23 protein-coding genes are annotated in these 22529 nt (G+C 67.2%); 7 read left to right on the top strand and 16 right to left on the bottom strand.

Annotated elements, in window-relative coordinates:
- Nucleotides 1-59 precede the first annotated feature (59 nt).
- Genes A5706_RS33675 through A5706_RS15565 form a run of 3 tightly spaced genes read left to right on the top strand, consistent with a single transcriptional unit; the run spans nt 60 to nt 3777 of the window.
- The gene (locus A5706_RS33675; RefSeq protein ID WP_369831875.1) at nt 60-2447 is read left to right on the top strand and encodes a hypothetical protein; all 2388 of its coding nucleotides are present in this window, start codon (nt 60-62) and stop codon (nt 2445-2447) included.
- A gap of 14 nt (nt 2448-2461) precedes the next feature.
- Nucleotides 2462-3118, top strand: a complete 657-nt coding sequence (locus A5706_RS15560) for a glycosyltransferase family 2 protein (protein WP_068132138.1) — start codon at nt 2462-2464, stop codon at nt 3116-3118.
- On the top strand, nt 3115-3777 hold the full coding sequence (locus A5706_RS15565; RefSeq protein WP_068132140.1) for a DUF2064 domain-containing protein: 663 nt from the start codon (nt 3115-3117) through the stop codon (nt 3775-3777). The genes A5706_RS15560 and A5706_RS15565 overlap by 4 nt, the downstream gene beginning before the upstream one ends.
- A 219-nt stretch (nt 3778-3996) precedes the next feature.
- On the opposite strand, the gene A5706_RS15570 is transcribed toward A5706_RS15565, so the two are convergent.
- The 11 genes from A5706_RS15570 to A5706_RS15620 form a co-directional block, all read right to left on the bottom strand.
- Complete coding sequence (locus A5706_RS15570; RefSeq protein WP_068132142.1) at nt 3997-5349, bottom strand: hypothetical protein; 1353 nt, start codon at nt 5347-5349, stop codon at nt 3997-3999.
- A 14-nt stretch (nt 5350-5363) separates the two neighbouring features.
- The gene (gene menE, locus A5706_RS15575) at nt 5364-6440 is read right to left on the bottom strand and encodes an o-succinylbenzoate--CoA ligase (RefSeq protein WP_231985313.1); all 1077 of its coding nucleotides are present in this window, start codon (nt 6438-6440) and stop codon (nt 5364-5366) included.
- 68 nt (nt 6441-6508) lie between these two features.
- Nucleotides 6509-6814 carry a DUF3349 domain-containing protein gene (locus tag A5706_RS15580; RefSeq protein ID WP_068132146.1) on the bottom strand — a complete coding sequence of 102 codons (306 nt, stop codon included), beginning with the start codon at nt 6812-6814 and terminating at the stop codon, nt 6509-6511.
- Nucleotides 6815-6861: 47 nt separating this feature from the next.
- On the bottom strand, nt 6862-7167 hold the full coding sequence (locus A5706_RS15585) for a hypothetical protein (RefSeq protein ID WP_068132148.1): 306 nt from the start codon (nt 7165-7167) through the stop codon (nt 6862-6864).
- Entirely contained in the window at nt 7164-8381 is a 1218-nt protein-coding gene (locus A5706_RS15590) for an inorganic phosphate transporter (RefSeq protein ID WP_068132150.1), read from the bottom strand. Before A5706_RS15590 ends, A5706_RS15585 begins: the two co-directional genes overlap by 4 nt.
- Nucleotides 8382-8496: 115 nt before the next feature.
- Nucleotides 8497-8886 carry a VOC family protein gene (locus A5706_RS15595; RefSeq protein ID WP_068109545.1) on the bottom strand — a complete coding sequence of 130 codons (390 nt, stop codon included), beginning with the start codon at nt 8884-8886 and terminating at the stop codon, nt 8497-8499.
- Nucleotides 8887-8904: 18 nt separating this feature from the next.
- Nucleotides 8905-9795 (bottom strand): SDR family oxidoreductase, encoded by an 891-nt coding sequence (locus tag A5706_RS15600; protein ID WP_068132151.1) that lies wholly within the window; start codon nt 9793-9795, stop codon nt 8905-8907.
- A 31-nt stretch (nt 9796-9826) separates the two neighbouring features.
- Entirely contained in the window at nt 9827-10729 is a 903-nt protein-coding gene (locus A5706_RS15605) for a 1,4-dihydroxy-2-naphthoyl-CoA synthase (RefSeq protein WP_068132153.1), read from the bottom strand.
- Nucleotides 10726-11418, bottom strand: a complete 693-nt coding sequence (locus A5706_RS15610) for a hypothetical protein (protein WP_068132156.1) — start codon at nt 11416-11418, stop codon at nt 10726-10728. Before A5706_RS15610 ends, A5706_RS15605 begins: the two co-directional genes overlap by 4 nt.
- Nucleotides 11419-11423: 5 nt before the next feature.
- A complete protein-coding gene (locus A5706_RS15615) occupies nt 11424-11879 on the bottom strand; it encodes a nitroreductase family deazaflavin-dependent oxidoreductase (RefSeq protein WP_068132196.1) in 456 nt (151 codons plus the stop codon).
- Between the two features lie 10 nt (nt 11880-11889).
- On the bottom strand, nt 11890-12777 hold the full coding sequence (locus A5706_RS15620) for an aldo/keto reductase (RefSeq protein ID WP_068132157.1): 888 nt from the start codon (nt 12775-12777) through the stop codon (nt 11890-11892).
- A gap of 81 nt (nt 12778-12858) precedes the next feature.
- Between A5706_RS15620 and A5706_RS15625 the strand changes: the two genes are divergently transcribed.
- Complete coding sequence (locus A5706_RS15625; RefSeq protein ID WP_068132159.1) at nt 12859-13407, top strand: TetR/AcrR family transcriptional regulator; 549 nt, start codon at nt 12859-12861, stop codon at nt 13405-13407.
- 30 nt (nt 13408-13437) lie between these two features.
- Here the strand turns inward: A5706_RS15625 and A5706_RS33065 are convergent, their stop codons facing one another.
- Both A5706_RS33065 and A5706_RS15630 read right to left on the bottom strand, forming a co-directional pair.
- Complete coding sequence (locus A5706_RS33065; RefSeq protein WP_156767145.1) at nt 13438-13833, bottom strand: hypothetical protein; 396 nt, start codon at nt 13831-13833, stop codon at nt 13438-13440.
- A 119-nt stretch (nt 13834-13952) separates the two neighbouring features.
- Nucleotides 13953-15146: an acyl-CoA dehydrogenase family protein gene (locus tag A5706_RS15630; protein WP_068132162.1), complete on the bottom strand. Its 1194-nt coding sequence runs from the start codon at nt 15144-15146 to the stop codon at nt 13953-13955.
- Between the two features lie 733 nt (nt 15147-15879).
- On the opposite strand from A5706_RS15630, the gene A5706_RS15635 reads away from it, so the two are divergent.
- Entirely contained in the window at nt 15880-16497 is a 618-nt protein-coding gene (locus tag A5706_RS15635) for a TetR/AcrR family transcriptional regulator (protein ID WP_068132163.1), read from the top strand.
- Nucleotides 16498-16799: 302 nt separating this feature from the next.
- Here the strand turns inward: A5706_RS15635 and A5706_RS15640 are convergent, their stop codons facing one another.
- The 3 genes from A5706_RS15640 to A5706_RS15650 all read right to left on the bottom strand — a co-directional run bounded on the left by A5706_RS15640 (nt 16800) and on the right by A5706_RS15650 (nt 20571).
- Entirely contained in the window at nt 16800-17678 is an 879-nt protein-coding gene (locus tag A5706_RS15640) for an alpha/beta fold hydrolase (RefSeq protein ID WP_231985310.1), read from the bottom strand.
- A gap of 521 nt (nt 17679-18199) precedes the next feature.
- Entirely contained in the window at nt 18200-18844 is a 645-nt protein-coding gene (locus A5706_RS15645) for a helix-turn-helix domain-containing protein (protein ID WP_068132167.1), read from the bottom strand.
- 95 nt (nt 18845-18939) lie between these two features.
- Nucleotides 18940-20571 (bottom strand): GMC family oxidoreductase, encoded by a 1632-nt coding sequence (locus tag A5706_RS15650; protein WP_068132168.1) that lies wholly within the window; start codon nt 20569-20571, stop codon nt 18940-18942.
- Nucleotides 20572-21188: 617 nt separating this feature from the next.
- Between A5706_RS15650 and A5706_RS33070 the strand changes: the two genes are divergently transcribed.
- Nucleotides 21189-21329: a hypothetical protein gene (locus tag A5706_RS33070; RefSeq protein WP_156767146.1), complete on the top strand. Its 141-nt coding sequence runs from the start codon at nt 21189-21191 to the stop codon at nt 21327-21329.
- A gap of 40 nt (nt 21330-21369) precedes the next feature.
- On the top strand, nt 21370-22431 hold the full coding sequence (locus A5706_RS15655; RefSeq protein ID WP_068132170.1) for an aldo/keto reductase: 1062 nt from the start codon (nt 21370-21372) through the stop codon (nt 22429-22431).
- Nucleotides 22432-22529: the final 98 nt, after the last annotated feature.

Raw genomic sequence — 22529 nt, forward strand, 5'->3', positions numbered from 1 at the left:
CAGTGTAATGATGCCGGGACATGCTGGCTGTGGGGTAGCCGGCCCGAAGGAGAGTCGGGATGGACGTCGTGCTGGGGGTCGCGGTCACCGGTCCTCGTGCCCGGTTGGCCCTCGTCGGTTCGGGCGCCGGCCTGATCGACGAGTCCGTCGTAGACCTTGCCGATCGCCCGATCGAGAAACTGACCGAGACGGTCGTCGGGACGAACCGGTTGCTGGCCGAGGAAAACCACCGGCTCCTCGCCACGCGGCTGTGCTGGTCGGATCTGCAGTGGGCCGACCGGCTGCGGCGGGCGTTGGAGGACTCCGGCGTCCAGAACGTCGCCGTGCTGTCGGAAGCGCAGGCGCTCTCCGGGGCGGGCGTGCAGCCGCGGCCCGACGAGGACCCCACCGTCGCGCTGGCCCGCGGCGCGGCCATGGCGGCTGGGCCGGCGGGCGACGCGACGGCGATGGCGCCCGCGGTCGGGTCGGCCGGGGACGCGACGGCGATGGCGCCCGCGGTCGGGTCGGCCGGGGACGCGACGGCGATGGCGCCCGCGGTCGGGGGAGTGCCCCCGGCCGGCCAGGTGGGAACCGACCTGGCGTACTCGATGGCCGGCGAATCCGATCTGCTCCCGATGGAATGGCTGACCGAGCCCGAGGACGACGACGCCCAAACGGGCCCGGTGGGCCTCACCTCGCGACGGCTGGGGGCGATGGACGCGGTGCTCGGCGTCGCGGTGGCCGGTTCCATCGCCCGGTTGGCGCTCGTCGGGCCCGTCGGGGGCGGCTACGCGGCGATCAAGCACCTGGTGGTCGAGCTGCCCGTCGAGCCGTTCGAAACGTTGATCCAGACGGTGACCGGCGCGCAGCGGGCGCTGGCCGCCGAGGGCCGCCATCTGGTCGCGACCCGGCTGTATTCGCCGGATCCCGCGCAGGCGGAGGCCTTTCGCCAGGCGCTGGCGAACTCCGGGGTTTCCGACGTCGGGGTGGTTTCGCAGCCCGACGCGGTGGCGGCGCTGCTACGCACGGTCTTCCGCGGTGTCACGCTGCCCGGCGCCGTCGCACTCGTGGTCACCGCCGAGGCGGCGACGTTGCTCGCGCTGGGCGCCGCCGGTGCGGCGGAGATCCTGGCCACCGCGGCCCTGCAGGGCGTGGACGCCGTCGCCGCGGCGGCGGACATGCTGCTGGACTGGCTGCACTCCGCGCCGTTCGCCGTGAGCGCCGCCTACGTGCTGGGCACCCTGGAAAACCTGACCAGCCTGGCCGAACGGATTCGCGCCCGGTCGGCGCTGCGGGTCGAGGTGCTCGAGCGGCCGGAATTCGCGTTCGCGCGCGGTGCGGCGCTGGCGGCCGGGTTGGCGCCCACGACGCCCCAGCCGCCGGTCACCGCGGGCGCGGCGACCGCGATGGCGCCCGCGATCGGGGCGCTCGGGGACGCGACGGCGATGGCCCCCGCGACGGCGGTCGCCGGGGAAGCGACCGGGATCGCCCCGACGTCCGGGCTGGCGGGCTCCGGTGGGGAGGAGCCGCAGCTGGCGTACTCGCAGGCCGAGGACGCCGACCCCTTCGCCGGCGGGTTCGACGAGTACGGCGACTTCTCCGAAGACGCCGCGGATCCGGAAATGACCAGTCGGATGCCGCTGAGCCGACGATCGCTGGTGCTCGGCAACGCCGTCATCGCCTTCGCCGTCGTGGGATTCGCGACGCTGGCCGCCGCCGTGGCAATCGCCATCCGGCCGACCGCGAGCACGCAGCCCGTGATCGGCCACCAGAATGCCGCCCCGGGCAAGTTCATGCCGCTGTTGCCGACGCAGCAGCAGGCGCCGGTGCCGCCGCCGCCGATCGATCAGCCCAACGCCGGGTTCCAGGGCGGCGTCATCCCGGACGCCAACGGCTACATCCCGCCGCAGCTGGCATCCCCAGGCTCGGCCCCGGTTGCCCCGGCGCCGGCGCCCGTTCCCGGTTTGATGCCCAACCCGGACGGACCGATCCCGTACCCGGTCATCGTCCCGTACCCGGGCTGGCGCCCCCCGTACAACCCGTACCCGCCCTACACGCCGCCGACGTACACGCCCCCCACGACGACGCCGACCACGACGACGGTGACAACGACGACGACCACCACGACACCGCCGACGACCACCACCACACCGCCGACGACCACCACGACGCCGCCGACGACGACCACCCAGCCGCCGTCGACGACCACCGAGCCGACGACGACGCAGGCACCGGTGACCACGACGCAGGCACCGGTGACGACGACGCAAGCGCCGGTGACCACCACGCAGGCACCGGTGACGACGCAGGCGCCCCCGCCGACGACGCAGGCACCGCCGCCGACGAAACCGCAGACGCAGCAAACCATTCCGCCGCAGACGCAGCAGACCGTTCCGCATACCCAGCAGCCGGTGACCCCGCAGCAGCCGGTGACACCGAAGCCGCCGCCGGCCACCACCCATCACTGATCGCGGCCCAGCGCATGCCCGACGACGCGGTCACGGTGGTGTTGCCCTGCCTCAACGAGGAGGAGTCGCTGCCGGGGGTGCTGGCGGCCATCCCCGCGGGTTATCGGGCGCTGGTGGTCGACAATAACAGCACCGACCAAACCGCCGCGGTGGCAACCCGTTTCGGCGCCCGGGTGGTCGCCGAGCCGCGGGCCGGCTACGGGTCGGCGGTGCACGCGGGCGTGGTGGCCGCGACCACCCCGATCGTCGCGGTCATCGACGCCGACGGCTCCATGGACCCTGGCGACCTGCCCCGGCTGGTCGCCGCGCTCGACACCGGCGCCGACCTGGTGACCGGCCGGCGCCGGCCGGTGCCCGGACTGCACTGGCCGTGGGTCGCGCGGGTGGGCACCGTGGTGATGAGCTGGCGGCTGCGCACCCGCCACGGCCTGCCGGTGCACGACATCGCGCCGATGCGCGTCGCCCGGCGCGACGCACTGCTGAGCCTCGGCGTCGCCGACCGGCGATCGGGTTACCCGCTGGAACTGCTCGTCCGAGCCGCCGCGGCCGGCTGGCGCGTGGTCGAACTCGATGTCAGCTACGGCCAGCGCACGGGCGGCAAGTCAAAGGTCAGCGGCTCGCTGCGGGGCAGCATCACCGCGATCCTGGACTTCTGGAAGGTGATCTCGTGAGCGTCCTGCCGGTGACCGTCCTAGTGGTCGCCAAGGCGCCCGAGCCGGGCCGGGCCAAGACGCGCCTCGCGGCGACGGTCGGGGACCGCGTGGCCGCGGACATTGCCGCCGCCGCGCTGCTCGACACGTTGGACGCCGTGGCGGCCGCGCCGGTCGCGGCGCGGGTGGTGGCGCTGACCGGCGATCTCGCAGCGGCCGCGGGCGCGGCCGAGATTCGGCGACGGCTCGCGTCGTTCACCGTGATCGCGCAGCGCGGGGACGACTTCGCCGACCGGCTCGCCAACGCCCACGCCGACTCGGCGGACGGATACCCGGTACTGCAAATCGGGATGGACACCCCCCAGGTCACCGCCGAACTGCTGGGCGACTGCGCGCGCCGCCTGCTCGACGCGCCGGCCGTCCTGGGCCTGGCCCACGACGGCGGCTGGTGGGTGCTGGGCGTGCGCGCTCCGGCGATGGCCGAATGCCTGCGCGCCGTGCCGATGTCTCGGCCCGACACCGGGGAGTTGACGTTGAAAGCGTTGCGCGACAACGGCATTGACGTGACATCGGTGCAGCGCCTGGCCGACATCGACGTGGCCGACGACGTCGCCACGGTCCGCGACGCTTGCCCGGCCGCCAGTCGCTTCGCGCGGGTCACCCGCGCGGCCGGGCTCTAATGCGTGTGAATCCTAGGCTTTTCGTGTGAATCCCGGGCGGAAAAATCGCCGGAATCCCGCCCTGCATACACACGCAAAGCCGTCAGTTCACACGAAAACCCTCAGCGCACATTCGCCCTGACGGCACCACATCGCGGATTCGCGCGTGAATCCTGGCACAAGTTTGTCGGCGTGTCGGCGCCCTGCATACACACTGAAAAGCCGTCAGTTCACACGCAATCACCAGTTGGTGACGATGAAGGTGTTCACGACCAGCGCCCCGACGGCGTTGACCGCCAGCCACCACCGGTGTGAGCGCACCGGCAGCAGCGCGGGCGCCGCGGTCAGCCAGACGGTGAACGGCAGCCAGATGCGTTCGACCTCGGCCTTGCTCAGCATGGAAAGGTCCGCGCAGGCGATGGCGGCCAGCATCGCCAGCAGCACCAGGTGGAAGCCGGAGCGCCGGCGGATGGCGGACCGGTCGAACACCCGAGTGATGCCGGCGACGCTGCCCAACCCGATCGCGCACACCACACTGGCCAGGTTGGCCCACACCCAATACTGAAACGGCCGGTCCTTGGCAATGCCCTGCCAATAGCGTTGCTGCACAAGGGTATACCCGTCGAACCAATAGAACCCCGCGACGGCGAATGACGCTGCCACCGCCAGCGCGGCCAGCGCCGCGGGGCCGACCGCGCGCAGCGCCGCGCGCCAGTCGGCCGCCGAGACCAGCACTGCCAACGCCGGCAGCGCCAGCAGCATCAGCCCGTAGCTCAGGAAGACGCTCCACCCCAGCAGCAGGCCCGCGGCGGCGGCCACCAGCGCGGGGAAGCGGACGGGGCGTCGCACCGCCACGGCCAACAGTGCCAGGCCCCACGCCGCGACCCCGGCGAAATAGCCGTCGGCCGAGACCGCGACCCAGATCGCCGTCGGGGCGACCGCGACGAACGGCGCCGCCCGCCGTGCGGTCTGCTCGTCGGCCAGCGCGCGCACGGCAACCACGACGGCCGCCGCCGCGCTGGATCCGGCCAGCAGGCACAGCAGCCCGGCCCAGGCGCCGCCGTGCAACCCGATCCGGTCCAGCCAGACGAACGTCAGGAGCGCGCCCGGCGGATGCCCCGATACGTGGGTCACCCACGAGTTCGGCTGATGGTCGACGATGCGGCTGGAGAACGTGCGCACGGCCGCGGGGATGTCGGTGATGCTGGGCACCTGCGACAGGTACTCGTCCCTGGTGGTCAGCCGCCCGGCGAAGCCGCGTTGCCAGCCGTCGATCATCGCCAGCGCGAACGCCCATGCGCAAGCCGTGGCCCACGTGCCCAGCGTCAGCGTTCGCCACGAAAGTCGTTGCGCCACACGGGGCCCCCACACCACGGCGGCCACCGCGATCAGGATGGCTGGCCCGGTTCCCCAGCTGGCGTGGACCTCCCACGGCCCGAAGATGGGCGTGGCCCCCGTGCGCGTGCCGAACCGCTCCTGGGCGACGTCCAGCCGCGGCCGAACCCCCCAGTGCAGGCGCGGCAGCACGAACGCCGCCGCCACCAGCACGGCCGCGAGCGCGACGGCAACTGACTCCCGTCGCGCGACCCTCACGGTCGCCCAGCCTATTAGTCCCTGCCGGAGAACCGGCGCACCAGCGCCGCCCGGTCCACCTTGCCGATGCCGCGTCGCGGCAGCTCGGCCACGACGTGCAGCTCGCGGGGCGCGGCGGTCGCATCCAGGGAGTGGCCCACGTGGACCCGCAGCTCCTCGAGCGTCGGCGCGTCGCAACCCTCGCGCACCACGATCGCCGCGACCACCCGCTGCCCCAGCCGGTCGTCGGCCAGGCCGAAGACCGCGCAGTCACCGACGGCGGGGTGGGTGCTCAGCGCGGCCTCGACCGGCTGCGGCAGCACGGTCAGCCCGCCGGTGCTGATCGCGTCGTCGGCGCGGCCCAGCACGGTCAGCACCCCGGTATCGTCGATCGCGCCCAGGTCGTCGGTGTGAAACCAGCCCGGTTCGGCGAACGGGTCGGGGTCCACCGGGCTGCGATATCCCTTTGCCAGCGTGGCGCCGCCGATGACGATGCGCCCATCGGGCGACACCCGCAGCGCCACCCCGTCCAGCGGGAGGCCGTCGTAGACGCAGCCCCCCGACGTCTCGCTCATCCCGTAGGTGCGCACCACCGCGATGCCCGCCGCCGCGGCGGCGTCCAGGATCGGCCGCGGCGCCGGCCCCCCGCCGAGCAGCACCGCGTCCAATTCGGCGAGCGCACCCGCGGCCGCCGGGTCGGCGAGGGCCTTGGCCAGCTGGGCGGCCACCAGCGACGCATACCGCCGGCCCGCCCCCAATCGCCGCACGGCAGAAGGCAATTCGGTCACGTCGAAGCCGTGGGAGACGTTGAGCTCGACGGGCGTCGAGCCGGCGAGCACGCTGCGCACCAGCACCTGCACGCCGGCGATGTGGTACGGCGGCAACGCCAGCAGCCAGGCGCCGGGCCCGCCGAGGCGGTCGTGGGTGGCCGTGGCGCTGGCGGTCAGGGCGGCGGCGGTCAGCAGCGCGCCTTTGGGTGCGCCGGTGGTGCCCGAAGTTGTCGCGACCAGGGCCACGTCGTCGTCGATGGGCTCACCCACCCGCAGCCCGGCCGACGTCCGGTCGTCGTCGGCCGGCAGCGCGACCAGCGCCGAATCGCGGCCGTCCAGCACCCGCTCCAGGGCGGGCAGCAACAACGGGGCGGCGGAGCCCGACGCGACGCGGAGCGCGCGCAGCCGAGCTATGCGGGGTCCTCCGCGGCATCGCTGGGCTCGTCGAACGGCCAGCCGTGTTCGGCCAGCCGCTCGCGCACCCGTTCCACGTCCTCGTCTGACGGCAGCTCGTCGGTGATCTTGCTGATCGCCACACCGATGTCGATGTCGTCGAAATCGCCGCGGTCCATCAGCTCCTGCGCCACCGCGATGGCCTCGTCGTGGCCCAGCCGTCGGGTCAGCAGGGCCAGCACCGGAAAGGTGTCGGTCGGCGGGATGCCCTCCGGGTACCCCGCGCGCAGCCACGAGACGATCGAACTCAGGAATCCGTTCACTTGGCTATCCCTCCGCGCGGGGGTTCGGCTGTGTGGACGATTCGATGCTACTTGTGAGGTGGCTTTGCTCCGAGAAATGGCTGGCCCAGCTGGTGCGCGATGAAGTCGCGGGAGATGTAGAGCAGCGCGAACAGGATCACCGCGAGTACCACCGCGTAGATCAACCAGGCGACCCCCAGCAGCACCGGGTTCTTGTGCGGCGGGCCGCCGTCGGGGCTGACCTGTCCGCTTCCGACCGCCTGGAACCGCAGCCCGAGGGCGAACATCCCCGGCAGGAAGGCCCCGGCCAGCATGCTGAACACCAGGATCTTCAGGGAGGCCTCGTAGTTGAACCAGTCGCTGAAGTGGCTCATGAGGGGTTCCCCGCGCTCACGGTGTCATCGTCGGACCCCACCTTGGACCCCTTATCGGACGGCGGATGTTCCTCGCCCTCGAGGCCGGCGGTGAGGCTGCCTTCCCATTCCGCGTTGACGTTCTTGTGGTCGACCTTGACCCGCCGCGACCGGATGTAGATGGCGGCGGAGACCGCGACCAGCAGCCCGAAGCCGATGATCGCCCCGGGGTAGCCGCCGATGAGGTGGACGGTCCAGTAGGTGATCGCCCCGACCAAGCCGGCCAGCGGGAGGGTGATCAGCCACGCGGTCACCATCCGGCCGGCCACGCCCCAGCGCACCTCGCCGCCGGGCTTACCCAGCCCGCTGCCCATCACCGAGCCGGTGCAGACCTGCGTCGTCGACAGCGCGTAGCCGAAGTGGGTCGACAGCAAAATGACTGCGGCCGAGGACGATTCGGCGGCCATGCCCTGCGGCGACTTGATCTCGACGAGTCCCTTGCCCAGGGTACGGATGATCCGCCAGCCCCCCAGGTAGGTGCCCGCCGCCATCGCCAGGGCGCAACAGAGGATGACCCAGAACGGTGGCGACGACTCGGTCTTGCTGACCGCGCCGTACGACATCAGCGCCAGGAAGATGATGCCCATCGTCTTCTGAGCGTCACCCGTGCCGTGCGCCAGGGAGACCAGCGACGCCGACCCCCATTGGCCGTACCGGAAGCCGGCCTCGGTGCGCGAGGTGTCGAGGCCGCGGGTGACGCGGTAGACCAGCCAGGTCGCGATCGCCCCGACCAGGATGGCCAGGATCGCGGCGACGACGGCCGGGATCAGCACCTTGGACACCAGGCCCTTCCAGATCACCCCGTGCGAGCCGACAGCCGCGAGCGTCGCGCCGACGATGCCGCCGATCAGCGCGTGCGACGAGCTCGAGGGGATGCCGAGGAGCCAGGTGAGCAGGTTCCAGACGATGCCGCCGACCAGGCCGGCAAACACCAGTTCCAGCGTCACGATGTGCCCGTCGATGAGGCCTTTGGCGATCGTGGCCGCGACGGCGGTGGACATGAACGCGCCCACCAGGTTCAGCACCGCCGACAGCGCGACAGCGGCCTTGGGCGCCAGTGCCCCACTGGCGATGGACGTTGCCATCGCGTTGCCGGTGTCGTGGAAGCCGTTGGTGAAATCGAAAGCGAGTGCCGTGATTACGACAATGATTAGGAGGAACAAATCGATGTTCACAGCGCCTGATTCTCGTAGTAGGGGGATTAAATTGTCGAACCCAGGGATGGCAGAAACGCAGGTGTACCTTGACTTGTCTTCTGATGTTAGCCGTTAGTTAACCGGCCGTTCCCCCTCAGTCGCCGCGGGTATCGCGGCGCAGCGGATGGTCGCCGGGGACCTCGACGAAGATCAACGTGATCCCGTCCGGATCGGTCACGTGCATCTCTCGCAAACCCCACGGCTCGCGCCGCGCCTCGCGGGCGATCGGAACCCCGCGGCCTTCCAGCTCGGCCTGCGTCGCCGCCACGTCGCGGACCTGCAGCCACAGCGCGCCGGGGAACGGGCCGCGGGAATGGTCCGGCGAGCCGTAACCGGCCAGCTCCAGCAGCGACTGCCCCGCGAAAAACACCGTCCCCGCGCCATATTCGCGGGCTATCGCCAGGCCGATCTCGTCGCGGTAGAAGCTCAGCGACCGCTGATAGTCCGCCGGCCGGAGCAGCATCCGGCTGGCCAGGATCTCCATAGCCTCGTGTCTATCACGTCAGGCTTCACGGTTGGGCTGGATGCTCTGGCGCTGCATGAGCGTGTTGACCCAGCGGGGGCCGAAGGTGTCCAGCGCCTTGGCGGCGATCGCCATGCGCGGCGCGATCCGCACCGGGCGGGTGCGGGCCGCGGTGACCATCCACTCGGCGGCCTCCTGGGACGTGAGCGCGGGCATCCCGTCGTAGGCCTTGGTCGGCGCGATCATCGGGGTGGCGACCAGCGGGTAGTACAGCGTCGTGGAATGGACGCCCCTTCGGCCCCACTCGGTTTCGACGACCCGGCTCACCGTCGACAGCGCGGCCTTGGAGGCGTTGTAGACCGAAAACAGCGGCGACGCCTCCGACAGGACCCCCCACGTCGAGACGTTGATGATGTGGCCGTCGCCGCGCTCGAGCATCGAGGGAGCGAACCCGCGAATCAGCCGCAGCGGCGCGTAGTAGTTGAGCAGCATGGTCCGCTCCACATCGTGCCAGCGTTCCAGCGACTCGGCCAGGGGCCGGCGGATCGACCGGCCGGCGTTGTTGATCAGGATGTCGACGCCGCCGAGGCGCCTTTCGACGTCGGCCACCAGCGCGTCGACCGCGTCCAGGTCCGAGATGTCACAGGGGATCGGTATCGCGCTACCGCCGGACTTCGCGATGCGGTCCGCCAGCGCCTCGAGCAGGTCGCCGCGGCGGGCGACGACGACCACGGTCGCGCCGGCGTGAGCCAGCTGTTCGGCACCTGCCTCGCCGATGCCCGACGACGCCCCGGTCAGCAGGATCCGCTTGCCGTCGAGTTCGACCGGCTTGATCGCGGGCCGGTTGACCAGTATCTGCGGCGAAGCGGGCGGTCGCATGGTCGCCAGCACCAGCTGGTCTCTGAATCTGCTGAGGGGACTCTTGCTCACGTGCGGAGTCTAGGCGGCGGCCCGAGGCCGCCTAGAAGTAGCGCGGGAAGGCGCTCCAGTCCGGCGGCCTCTTCTCCAGGAACGCGTCGCGGCCCTCCACGGCCTCGTCGGTCATGTACGCCAGCCGGGTGGCCTCGCCGGCGAACAGCTGCTGGCCCACCAGCCCGTCGTCGAGCAGGTTGAACGCGAACTTCAGCATCCGTTGCGCCTGAGGGGATTTCGCGTTGATCTCGGCCGCCCACTGGATGCCGGTGCGTTCGAGGTCGACATGGTCGACGACCTCGTTGACCGCACCCATGTGGTGCATCTGCTCGGCGGTGTAGGGCCGGCCCAGGAAGAAGATCTCGCGGGCGAACTTCTGGCCGATCTGACGGGCCAGATACGCGCTGCCGTAGCCGCCGTCGAAGCTGCCGACGTCGGCGTCGGTCTGTTTGAAGCGCGCGTGCTCGCGGCTGGCCAGGGTGAGGTCGCAGACCACGTGCAGGCTGTGCCCGCCCCCGGCGGCCCACCCGTTGACCAAGCAGATGACCACCTTGGGCATGAACCGGATGAGCCGCTGCACCTCGAGGATGTGCAACCGACCGGCGCGGGCGGCGTCGACGGTGTCGGCGGTCTCCCCGCTCGCGTATTGATAGCCCGACCGGCCACGGATGCGCTGATCGCCGCCGGAGCAGAACGCCCAGCCGCCGTCCTTGGGCGACGGGCCGTTGCCGGTCAGCAGCACCACGCCCACGTCGGGGGACATGCGCGCGTGGTCGAGCGCCCGGTACAGCTCGTCGACGGTGTGCGGCCGGAACGCGTTACGCACCTCGGGGCGGTTGAACGCCACCCGCACGGTCGCGTCGGTGACGTGACGGTGGTAGGTGATGTCGGTCAGATCGTCGAATCCGTCGACGGGTCGCCAGGCCTGCGCGTCAAATGGGTTGTCACTCAAGGCTGTTGAACTCCGTCCTTGCTGATGGTGAGGTCGCCGCAGCTGATGGTCTGCGCCGAGATCACCGCGGGGTCCTGCGCGGACGTGGCCGCCACGGTGTCGGACTTCCCGATGGTAGCCAGCGTGCCGTTGAGGTTGATCTCGGTGCGGCGCACCGACCACTGGCCGTCCTGGTTCAAGGCCTGCAGCCCGACCAGGTGCCGGCCGGGCGACGGTGGGCCGAGGTCGCTGCAGCCGATTCCGGTGCCGTTGCCGCGCAGGTTCGCCAGGTCGAACAGAAACGGCGCGCCCTGGTTGTCGGCGGCGGCCTGCAGTCGGCAGTCGGCGAACACGTAGAGGCGCGCGCTGCGCCCGTCGCTGACGATGATCTGGTGCTGCCCGTCTTGTTGTGCGTCGATCGCCAAGGCGCTCAACGGGATTGGGCTCGCCGAGGCGATCTCTACGCCGGAGTTCGCGCCGCTCGCCGTCGTGACGCCGGCGACTCGGGCGGTGCGGCCGCCGTCGCGAAACTGCCCTACCCACAACGTGTCCGGCTGGCCGTCCCAGTCGAGATCGCTGACCTTGCGTTGTGCGGCGCCGGACGGGGGTGGGTCGCCGCCGGGCGCGCAGCCCGTCGCGGCGAACGACCGCGCCGGGGCCACGCCCAACGCGGCCACCAGCAGCGTCACCACCAACAGCACACGCCGCATCGCGACTACACCGGGTCCAGTCGGAACACCGCGCACCGGCCGGCCAGGGCTTCGAATTCCTCGGGGCGACCGTCGATCACAAGTCCCGCCCGTTTCATGAAGCCGACGCCCGTGGGCACCTCGGTCGGGAAGGCGCGCAGGATCGGCCGCGCGTCGTCGGGCGACAACTCCACCATCCGCACCTTTTGGAGGCGCCGCCCGCGGGCCACCGTCGCCTGCCCGGCGGCGCGCGCGTTGGCGACCCAGTCGGCCCCGGGAAATCCGGCGACGACGAACTCGTGCCCGTCGACCGTCATCGGGGTCACCGGTGTCGACCGGTCGCGGCCGGACTTGCGCCCTTTCACCGTCAGCACGACGGGGCTCTCACCCCCGAAACTCATTCCCAGCCGCGACATCCGGATGAAGAGCTTGTTTGCCGGCTTCAGCCACCACGGCGGCCGGACCGGTTCGACGCTGCCCACGGCAGCGACGTTACCCGCCGGGCCGCGCCTCGAGCCGCGCGAGTACGTCGGCACCCAGGGTGACGTCGCCGGCGCCGAGGTTCTCCTCGAGGTGTGCCACCGATCGCGTCCCGGCAATGAGCAATGTGTTGGGGGAGTGGGCCAGCAGCCATGCCAGCCCGATTTGAGCTGGCGTAGCGCCGATTTCGCCGGCGACCTCGACCACCACCGGGTGGTCGGTGACCTTGGGGAAGCCCGGGAACGCCGACCCCAACGGGAAGTACGGCACCCACGCGATGCCCTCCGCCTTGCACAGGTCGAGGGTGTCCTCCTGCGAGCGGTCGAGGAGGCTGTAGGCGTTCTGCACGCAGACGATGCCCGCGGGCAGGGCCCGGCGCACCACGTCGAGCGGCACGCTGCTGATGCCGATCGCACCGATCTTGCCCTCGTCGCGCAGCGCGATCATCTCGGCGAGCTGGTCATCGAGGTCGACGTCCTGGTCGCCCCCGGCGGCCGCAGCAGGCCCGAGGTCCATGCGCCGCAGGTTGACCACCGGGACGCAATCCAGGCCCAGCTGGCGCAGGTCGTCCTCCACGGCGGCGCGCAACTCGGCGGGCCGCTGCGCCGCGGTCAGGGGCATGGGTTGTTCGCCGGTGTAGCGCGCGCCGACCTTGCTGACGATGACCAGGTCTTCGGGGTAGGGGGCCAGGGCCGCGCGGATCCGGCGGTTCACCTCGCCCGGGCCGTAGAACGACGCGGTGTCGATGTGGTTGACGCCGAGTTCGACCGCGCGGCGCAGCACCGCGGTCGCGTCGTCGTCGGAGACCGCCTCGAACAGTTGCATCGCGCCGTAGCCGATGCGGGCGACCGTCGACTTGCCGATGTCGCCGACGCCGCCGGGCTGGGGTTTGTCCGTCATGGTGCTCCTCATGCCACACTGATGGGAATGCGGAGGACCCTCCGCTTGTCCGAGCCTAGCAGAACCGGAGGAACCTCCGCTTTGGTCGAGTCCACCCGGTCCGACGCCCGCCGGAATCGCGAAAAGCTGCTCGAGGTGGCGACCGCGGCGTTCGCGACCGCGGACGGACGGCCGGTGTCGCTCGAATCGATCGCGCGCGACGCGGGCGTCGGGATCGGCACGCTGTACCGGCATTTCCCCAACAGGGAGGCCCTCGTCGAGGCGATTTACCGCGCCGAGCTCGCCGAAGTGGCCGCGGCCGCCGAAGGGCTGCTCAAACGGCATCCGCCCGAGCAGGCCCTGCGACGCTGGATGGACCGATACGCCGCCTTCGTGGCCGCCAAGCGGGGGATGGCCGAGTCGCTACACGCGATCTTCGATTCCGGCGCGATGGAACCCAGTCAGACCCGCGACCGCATCGTGGGGGCCGTCGACACGCTGTTGCGCGCCGGTGCCGAGGACGGGAGCCTGCGCTCGGACGTGCCGGCCGACGACGTCGTGTCCAGCCTCATCGGCATTTTTCTGGCCAGCGGTTCGCCGGAGCAGACGGCCCGCATGTTGGACCTGTTGCTGGCGGGCGTGTCCCGCTAATCGGGCTCGATCTTTGCGCCAGGACGCCGACTACCGCGCCCTGCGGATGCTCCAGATGCCCCGAATGAGCAACGCGCACAGCCCGATTAGGAGTAATCCGAATAGGGCCACCAAGAAGATCGCGGTGCGTACCGAGTGGGCCGTATACGCGGTGCCGTCTTTCACGTGCACGGCGAGTGATGATCCGGCGGCGAGGTTTCTGTCGAACCCGTTGTCGATCAGGCCGGATTGGGTTTGTCCATTGACGGTCCAAGTACCCGTGCAGCTAATCAAGTGGAACTTTGCGCTGGATTTGTCGCAGCCAACGATGATGGCTGTGGTGGGCGTGCCAACGCCGTACTGGTAGGCCGGGTGCCAATATCCCCCGAGCTCGTGAAGACCCGCCCCGCTGCGGGGCCGCTCCCAGGACAGGCGTGCCCTGCCCACGCGTGCACCCTTCCCGGCCCTCCATTGGCCCAGCTCTGCCCCAGTAGTGACTCCCGCTGTTGTTGTAGCTTCTCAAACTTTGTTGCGGATTCTCAAAGTCGATTGCGGGATCGCCTGCGTCATATCGTCGGACTGATGTGATCTTCGACGCCTAGCAAGGATTTCCCGAGCACCTCGTAGCCGACGGCTAGATTGAACCCAGCATGTCGGGCGGCGATGTTGGCGTCGCGCCAATACCGTTGAAGGGGGTTCGATTCGGCGAAAGCCGCCGCGCCGTGGATATTGATGGCGATGCCGATCGCCTTGAGTGCCTGGTGTGCTGCGTGGCCGAACGCCGCTCGCATCTGGGCGCGCTGGTCGTATGTCGGCGATGTCGCCTGGGTAGTGAAGCGGTCGAGAGTCTGGGCAATATGGTGCGCGTGCAGCCGCGCGGTTTGCAACGCCAACGCGGCCTGGCCGATCTGCAGGTGCACCCCTACCGAATCGCTCTGTCGCGCGAACACGGTGTGATGCATGGCCTTGTTCGACGCAGCGCGCACCGTGGTCGTCAGTGCCGCGTTGGCCAGCCCGAGCATGGGCCCCGCTAGCCCCAGCATTGCTACCGGCATCAGGGGCAATCGGTATACGGCGGCCAACGCGGTGTTGTCGATGGCAGGGCCGAGCCCTGTCATTGGAATCAACCGATGTTCGGGAACGAACACCTCGTCGCCCACCCAAGTGTTGCTCCCAGTGGCGCGCATGCCGATCACCTGCCACGTGTCGTCCACCTGTAACTCTTTGGCAGGCACTAGACACATGTACTGCTCGGTCCGCTGAGCATCGTTGTCGGCCACGGTTGCCGAGATGTTGGCCCAGGTGGCATGAAGAGCACCGGAGGTATAACTCCAACGGCCGCTGACGATTAGCCCGCCGTCGACGCGGCGGCCTGCTACATCGTGCCATGAGCCAGCGATGCGTGCATCTGGGTCTGACCCGAACACTTCTTCTTGTGCCTGCCCGGTTGCGTGTGCGGTCAACCAGGCGCCTACCGCACTCACCCCAATGAGCCACGCCGCTGACCCGTCGGCTTCGCCGAGAATTTCGGTGATGGTTAAAAAGGTCTGCAGATCGTGATCGTATCCGCAAAACCGCTGCGGCTTGAGCAGCCGGAATAATCCAGCGTCGGCTAAGGCCGAGATCACTTCGGCGGAAAGCCGACGGTGAAGTTCACCTTCACCGGCATGGGCGGCCAACAGCGGCTGCAACGCCGCCGCACGCGCAACAAGCTCGGCGGATGTTGGGCCCTTGCCATGGTGGTCTGTCAGGGATGTCATCAAGCTCCGATCCGGCAACACATGGTGACTCACCAACGGGCCCCGGCCACAACCCGATCGAGCTGGCCATCGTGGGCACGCGGCGGCGCGTTGCTCGACAGGCACTGCCGATTGAAGGTGGCCAATTCCAGATGTGATGGTACATGCCATCATATACTCTCCGCAATCCTTACCCACACAGGCACCAGAGGCCGGCCCGGCAATCGACGAAGCACCTACTCGCCGAAGGTAAACAACGTCACCTGACACAGATTGGATAACGGTCAGAGCCCAAACCCAATGCCCCACAAGCGGACCTGTCTGAAGAGGAATTCCACCGCCAGATAAGTTCCCTTCCGCTTTCGCTATGCGACGGTCCGTTTCACTCGGATAAGAGATCGGCGTGTGGGCTACCGTCGAAGCGACGGTAGCCGGTTCGCCTGAGTGGAGACGCAATCCGGGCAAGGCACGACGGTCGGCACCTGGGATGTGGGCTAAGCGAAAGAGGTTCTGTTCCCTTGCTTGAGATGCGCCCATCGGCTGGGTTGGCGTCGAGCGAGCCGGATGATTTGGCAGATACTTCCCAGGAGGAGGCATTGCTGGGACCGGGGTTTGCCTCTGGGCGTCCGACGGCTGTGCTAGAGCCAATATGACAGTCCCAACACTAAGGATTACGTCATCAGATTCGGTGTTACGCAGTTATCTGCGGTTACCCTGTTGGGGTCAGCGACAAGCGCTCAGCAGAAGGGCCTCGATGAGGGATTACGACGGCAAGACTGCGGCGGAGCGGGTAGCGGAACGCCGGTCAAAGCTGATCGATGCCGGCTTCGAGTTATTCGGAGACTATGGTTACGCTGGCACGTCGATACGAGCGGTGCTGCGCGAGGCCGGATTGATCGACCGCTACTGGTCTGAGAATTTCACTGACCTGGATGACTTGCTAGTCGCAGTTTATGACCGATTGATAGAGGATGAGATAGCAGCGTGCCGCGCAGCTATCGACAGGGCCTCGGGGTCGTCTGCGGGTGCGCGGGCCATGATCGACACGATCGCTCGCCTTTTGGAAAGTGATCCGCGTCGCGCGCGGATTCATCTGCGTGAAATCCTCAATGGCGGCCCTGTTTGCCAACAGCGCCGCCAAGAAGCCCTTCAGAGACTTGGCGCGCTGGTCGCCGAATTGCTACCAGCGGCGTCAGGTGTGCGTAAACGCAAGCGGCTTCTTCTCGGTATTGGAGTTGTAGCTGCCGGCGACGAGTATTTGCGTGGCTGGCTGCAAGAGCCTGCGACGACTACGCGCGCGGAGGTGGTCAGGACGGTGATGTATATCTTCGATTCCCTGTCAGCGCAACTAGTTTCAGTCGCGGCCAATTGATGGAAGCCTTGGCGTAGCGGCGACGACAGGGACGACGGTCCCAACGAAACGGTGTTTCGAAGAGTCGTACCGGAATGCTAAAAAGCTATCTCACAGCGACCGACATCATATGAGAGCGCGCTGCCGGTCCGCCGGGAAGCGTGATCGAAGTTGGTTCTTTCAATTCATTCCGCAGGCTGCGCTCCCAGCGACCGATAGTGCTGCGGCAGAGTCTATCTCGACAGCGGGGTCGGCCGACACGGCAGCTATGTGATGGCTTCGTCTACCGGCGTGGTCGCGGGCGACCCACCCCCGTGCAATCACTAGTAACCTGGCTTGGGCGTTTCGTTCGACTGGTCAGGTGGGCGAGGTTGGCATGAGGCGCCCGCCAGCGAGTGATGGCCTAGGAACTGAATCACCAGCGAGGTGAATTCCTCGGCGCGCTCGAGAAACATGGCGTGGCTGGAGCCGGGCCCGGTTAATAGCGCGTAGCACGCGCCCGGAATTGCGTCGGCTACTGAGTATCCTAGCCGGGCCGGGGTAAGCAGATCTTGTTCGCCAGCGAGGATCAGGGCCGGCGTCGAGATGGCGCCAAGGCGATCGAGCGCTTCGTGCGCCATGGCGGCGTCCCACTGCTCAGCGGCGGTGGCCATTTGCTGTTGTGTGCTAGGGAACAACGGCTCGAATGGTGCAAGAAACTGCGCGAATTCCCCGGAGCCCAGTAACTCGTGCGAGAAGACGAGAGACAAGGCGGTAAGTGCGGCATTGCGGTCGCCCGTCCGCCATGGATGGGACAGCCCGGTACCCAGGGCAGCTTGGTATGCGTCGGTGCGGCCCCACGTCGCGACCAATGTGAGCGAGGCAACGCGTTCGCCGTAGGCAAGGGCCAACTTTTGAGCGACCGCGCTCCCGAGCGACCAACCCAACACATGGGCGCGTTCGATATCCAGCGCGGTCATGAGGGCGTCGAGATCATCGGCAAGTGAGGCCGTGCTGACGCAGCCGGTGCCTCGTGTGGAATCACCAATTCCGCGATGGTTGTACGTGGTAACCCGGTAAGCCTTGGTCAATTCCGGCATCAGCGGGCTCCACATCCGGTAGTCCTGGCACGTACCGCAGACCAAAATGAGCGGATCACCTTCCCCTGCCTGACCGACTTGCAACTGCACACCGCCACCTATGTCAATCATGTTGTCGTTCACTTGTGGCGATGTCATCGCTGTTGCCCCCACCGGAATGTCGTTGTTTTCCTAAGCGCCAGCTACGCGCGCCGCCCCCCACAACCCGAGCGCTGGCCGCGTGATCTGACTTCGCGACTCGCGCCGCCATCCATTGTGGTGGCGCGCCTGTAGGCTATCACTATCAGATAGCGCGTGCCATCTGATAGCAGAGGCGTACCGAGTGAGCGAGCGTTCCGCAGCCGAACCCCGTAGTTGCAAAGCGCCACCGGCAAATCGACTACAGCCTGCCGCATCGGGGAAGAGATCGAATTGATCTTGCCTTGGACGTGACGGTTTACTTCGGACCGCAGCCGCGGCGGGTTCTATGAGCCAGTTATCGGGGGTATCCGCTGTGGCGATGGCGGTCATCATCCTGCTGGCAACAGGAATCGGAATGCTTTCTGGCGGTCTGACTCAAAAAGTAGCCAGCACAATATGATTCCGCGGATGCTGGCCCGGGCAAGGCCACGGAAGCCGAACGAGGCGCGCAGCGACGGCGCCGCCTACAACGCAAACGCCTGACGCACCGCATCGACGGCCTCAGGGTCGCCGTTGAAGGTGACGCGCCGCAGCGCCGCCTTGCGCTTGGCTCCGCCTGATCTCAGGCGGACATTGACCAGGTCCGCTTCGGTGGAGGTGATACTCACCGCGGGCTCGCCGCGCGCCGCTCCGAGGCTCCCCTCCGTCACCGCGAACTCAAAACGGCGGCCGTCGATCTCGATGCGACACGTCGCCTTGAGGCCGGCCGCGCGGGCCGGGTCGAATCCGAGCAGGATCCCGGCCAGGAACCCGTTCAACGGAGACGCCGGGCCGTCCCCGATTGGATCCAGCCGATCCAGCCCGAACCATGCGATGCTTTGCAAGATCGGCACCGCCTGTTGCCACCCTATGTCGGAAAGCGTGTATATGGCACGCCCGATGGGGGCGGGCAGGTCGGCGCGATCGACGAGGCCGGCCTTTTGTAATTCCTTGAGCCGGTCAGCGAGAAGATTGGTCGCAATGCCGGGCAGCGCGTTGCGCAGGTCGCTATAGCGGCGGGCTCCGCCGACCAGCTCGCGCAGGATCAGCAACGTCCACCGTTCGCCAACGACATCAAGCCCGCGCGCGATCGGACAGTTCTGACCGTAGTTCCTGCGACGCGGTGCCAACTCAACCTACAAACGTGAAGACAGTTGTTGCCACCTGAGACCCGCGACGGCCGCCTCCGGTGTACTGTGCCGCGTCGCCCCAGAGTGCCGAGTACTCATCTCCGGTGGGCACAGGTGATGAGGTCTGCGGCTTTGGCCCCGATGACGATGCTCGGGGCGTTGGTATGACCTCGAATGATGGTTGGCATCACGGAGGCGTCTGCGACACGCAGGCTCTGGACACCGCGCACCTTTAAATCTGGCGTGACGACACTGTCTGGATCGGTGCCCATGCGGCAAGTGCCGACCGGGTGGTAGATGCTGTGGGATTCGGTGTCGAGGGCCTGTTCTAGGACTATTTCGGAGGTGTCGTTTGCGCCGAGCGGGCGTACCAGTTTGCCGAGCAGCCCTCGTAGTGAGGGTGCGTCAGTTATCTTCGAGCAGATCCGCAGACCCTCCAATATCGCCTCACGATCCTTTCCGCCACTATCAGACAGATAACGCGGGTCAATGATCGGTTTTGAAGTCGGGTCGGATGAGCGCAAAGTTACCTGGCCTACGCTTTGTGGCTTCAGCAAAATCGTTCCGAGGGTGACCGAGTCGTGCAGATAAGGTTCGCCGAGCCCACCCAGCCCGGCATCGAAGAACGCCCCTGGTCCGAAGAACAGCTCTAGGTCGGGCAATGACAGGCGTGGGTCGCTGCGGACGAAGCCGTAGGCCTCGGCGGCCGGTGAGGTGAGCATGCCCCGGCGCCGCGTCAGATAATTAACGACCTGTATAGGTCTCGCCGCTCGCGCCAATGTCTTGGCCTGGACGTCGAAACCGAGCACTGCCATCAGGTGATCCTGCAGGTTTTGTCCAACCTGGGGGGCGTGGTGGATCGTCTTGATCCCGAGCTGGCTCAGGTGCTTCTCGGGGCCGATGCCGGAAAGCATTAGCAGCTGTGGAGAATTCACTGCGCCGGCCGACACGACCACCTCGCAGGTGGCGCGGACGAATTGGGTTCGACCATCTTTTACGAACTCGACACCGACTGCCCGTCCATCGGTGATCACCACTCGGGTTACGGTGGCATTGGTGACGAGCGTGAGGTTCTCGCGGCGCAGCGCTGGTCGAAGGTAGGCGTCGGCGGTGCTCCACCTGGAACCTCGATGCTGGGTAACGACGGTCTGGCTAAAGCCATTTGGCTGCGGCGAATTCGGCCGCTCTATTGAATAACCGCATTGCTCAGCCGCTGAAAGCCAGGCGGCAGTGAGGGGACTGGCACTGCGCTGTTCGCTGACGTGCATCGGACCGCCGACGCCTTCGTAGGACTCACGCGCCCCCGCGACATTCTCGATCATGGCGAAATACTTGACAACGTTGCTGAACGACCACTGATCGCCGGCATGCTGCGCCCATTCGTCGTAGTCAGCAGCAAAACCGCGTACCCACATCATTGCGTTGGTCGACGACGATCCACCCAGCGTCTTACCCCGTGGCCAGTGGATCCGACGACCGTGAAGCCCCGCCTGTGGTTCGGTCAGATAGTCCCAGTCAACTTCGCTGCGAAACAACTGCATCCAGGTAACCGGCATGTGGATGCGCCGGTCGGTGTCCTTGCCGCCGGCCTCGATCACGACCACCCGATTTCGAGCGTCGGCGCTGAGCCGCTCGGCGATCACTGAGCCAGCCGAACCTGACCCAACAATCACGTAGTCCGACAACAGAAAGTCCGCATTGCGTTGATCGGTTAAGTGTTGACCCATTCTCTTCCTTGATTGTCTCGGCAGCCTGGCTGCACCGGGTTTGGCCGTGCCTTGGGGTTTCCACTTCGGCAGCCTCTGCAGTCACCATACACTATCTGATGGCAAGCACCATCTCATGATGTGCAGCCGAGCGCGATCAGATGACGCTCTCAAGCCACGATGGGCAACAGCGTGACCCGAAAATCGCTGGTGTAGCCGGTTTCTAGACTCCTCAGGGGCATGAGGCGGCTCGCGCCCCCCTCGTCGCAGGACATCACGAATCTTGCGGCCCCACCGATCGCTTTCCGTCGAAGTCTTGGTGAAACAACTCGGGACTATCTGACGGCGGCGTGCCTTCGGATAAATATGAAGGTGACTGTCTTCACATTGGGGCGCCGGGCGTCCCCTGGTAGCCAAAGGCACTCAGCGCTGGCCGCGTGGTTCGTTTCTGAAAAACGTGGTCGATTTTCGGAAGATCAGAGGGTCCTCGTGTGATCTAGTGTGCATCACGTTCAAACCAGCGCTCGCTCAGCCGGGTGTCTCCGTACCGGACGACGTTGGCCGGTCTGATGGCGACAGCACCACGATGGAGGAGTGGGGGGATGCTCACGCCAAGAAGTCGCAGTAATAAGCGTCGGGTGGAATTGGGGCTGTTTACGTTGCGCGACAACAAGATCCTCGACGTGAAGGAATTCTTCGACATCATGGCCGTCCGAAAGGCCTTCGGTGCCCCGGCGAGTAACGCGAATCAATCACCAATCCAACGAGAATTCGGCTAACGGTCGTCATCAGTTATCCCGTCCTCAAGAGGAGCTCAGCATGAAATACAAGACTTTGGGCAACACCGGGCTGTTAGTGTCGCAGTTGGGATTGGGAACGATGACGTTCGGTGGACAGGCCGGCATCTACGGACATATCGGCAACGTAGACCAGGCGGGTGCGGACGAACTCGTGAGGGCGTGCATCGAGGCGGGTATCAATTTCTTCGATACCGCCGATGTCTATTCGGCGGGGCAGAGCGAGATAACGCTCGGGCAGTCATTCAAGAATCTCAATCTTGCCCGCACCGATTATGTCTTGGCGACCAAGGTCTACAGCCGAATGGGCGATGGGCCAAACGATGTCGGCGCATCGCGGGGCCACATCATGGATGGCGTGGAGGCGAGCCTTAAGCGACTTCAAACTGACCACATCGACCTGTACCAGATCCACGCGACTGACAGGGTAACGCCCATCGAGGAGACGCTGCGAGCACTAGATGATTTGGTACGGCAGGGCAAGGTGCGCTATGTCGGTGTATCCAATTGGGAGGCGTGGCGCATCGCCACCGCGCTCGGCATTTCCGCACGCCTCAACCTCGCGAGTTTTGACAGCCTGCAGGCGTACTACTCGATCGCCGGCCGCGACTTGGAGCGCGAGCTGGGACCGCTGTTGGAGGCAGAAAAGATGGGCCTGCTCGTTTGGAGTCCCCTTGCCGGTGGCCTGCTCTCGGGCAAATTCAGCCGCGACAACCAATCCCCTGAAGGCTCGCGCCGGTCGTCGTTCGACTTCCCGATCGTCGATAAGGAACGCACCTGGGACGTCATCGACGCGATCCGCCCGATCGCCGAGGCCCACGATTGCAGCCCGGCACGGATTGCGCTTGCCTGGCTGCTGTCGAAGCCAGTCGTCACCTCGGTGATCGTCGGCGCAAAGCGCCTCAGCCAGCTGAAAGACAACATCGCGGCCATCGACGTCACACTCAGCGACGAGGAAATCTGCCGGCTTGATGCTGTGAGCGAATTGCCACCGGAATATCCCGGGTGGATGCTTGCGACGCAAGGCGTCGACCGGACGGGGACCGCCGACCTCTGGAGTGACATGACGTCGCCCGTCTCGTAACTCGTGCAACCCGCCGCGGCATAGCGAGCTGGCGCGTCCCAGTGGTCATAACTGATCCGATTCTTCGGCTCCGAGGTGCATTGGGCTTATCGACTCGA

The organism is Mycobacterium sp. E796, from assembly GCF_001672815.1.
Taxonomy (GTDB): domain Bacteria; phylum Actinomycetota; class Actinomycetes; order Mycobacteriales; family Mycobacteriaceae; genus Mycobacterium.

Coding starts and splice junctions, on each gene's coding strand:
- A5706_RS33675 (WP_369831875.1), top strand. CDS start 60: ATGGACGTCGTGCTGGGGGTCGCGGTCACCGGTCCTCGTGCCCGGTTG.
- A5706_RS15655 (WP_068132170.1), top strand. CDS start 21,370: ATGAAATACAAGACTTTGGGCAACACCGGGCTGTTAGTGTCGCAGTTG.
- A5706_RS15650 (WP_068132168.1), bottom strand. CDS start 20,571: ATGGGTCAACACTTAACCGATCAACGCAATGCGGACTTTCTGTTGTCG.
- A5706_RS15620 (WP_068132157.1), bottom strand. CDS start 12,777: ATGACGGACAAACCCCAGCCCGGCGGCGTCGGCGACATCGGCAAGTCG.
- A5706_RS15585 (WP_068132148.1), bottom strand. CDS start 7,167: ATGAGCCACTTCAGCGACTGGTTCAACTACGAGGCCTCCCTGAAGATC.
- A5706_RS15610 (WP_068132156.1), bottom strand. CDS start 11,418: ATGCGGCGTGTGCTGTTGGTGGTGACGCTGCTGGTGGCCGCGTTGGGC.
- A5706_RS15595 (WP_068109545.1), bottom strand. CDS start 8,886: ATGGAGATCCTGGCCAGCCGGATGCTGCTCCGGCCGGCGGACTATCAG.
- A5706_RS15635 (WP_068132163.1), top strand. CDS start 15,880: ATGAGGGATTACGACGGCAAGACTGCGGCGGAGCGGGTAGCGGAACGC.
- A5706_RS15630 (WP_068132162.1), bottom strand. CDS start 15,146: ATGACATCCCTGACAGACCACCATGGCAAGGGCCCAACATCCGCCGAG.
- A5706_RS15560 (WP_068132138.1), top strand. CDS start 2,462: ATGCCCGACGACGCGGTCACGGTGGTGTTGCCCTGCCTCAACGAGGAG.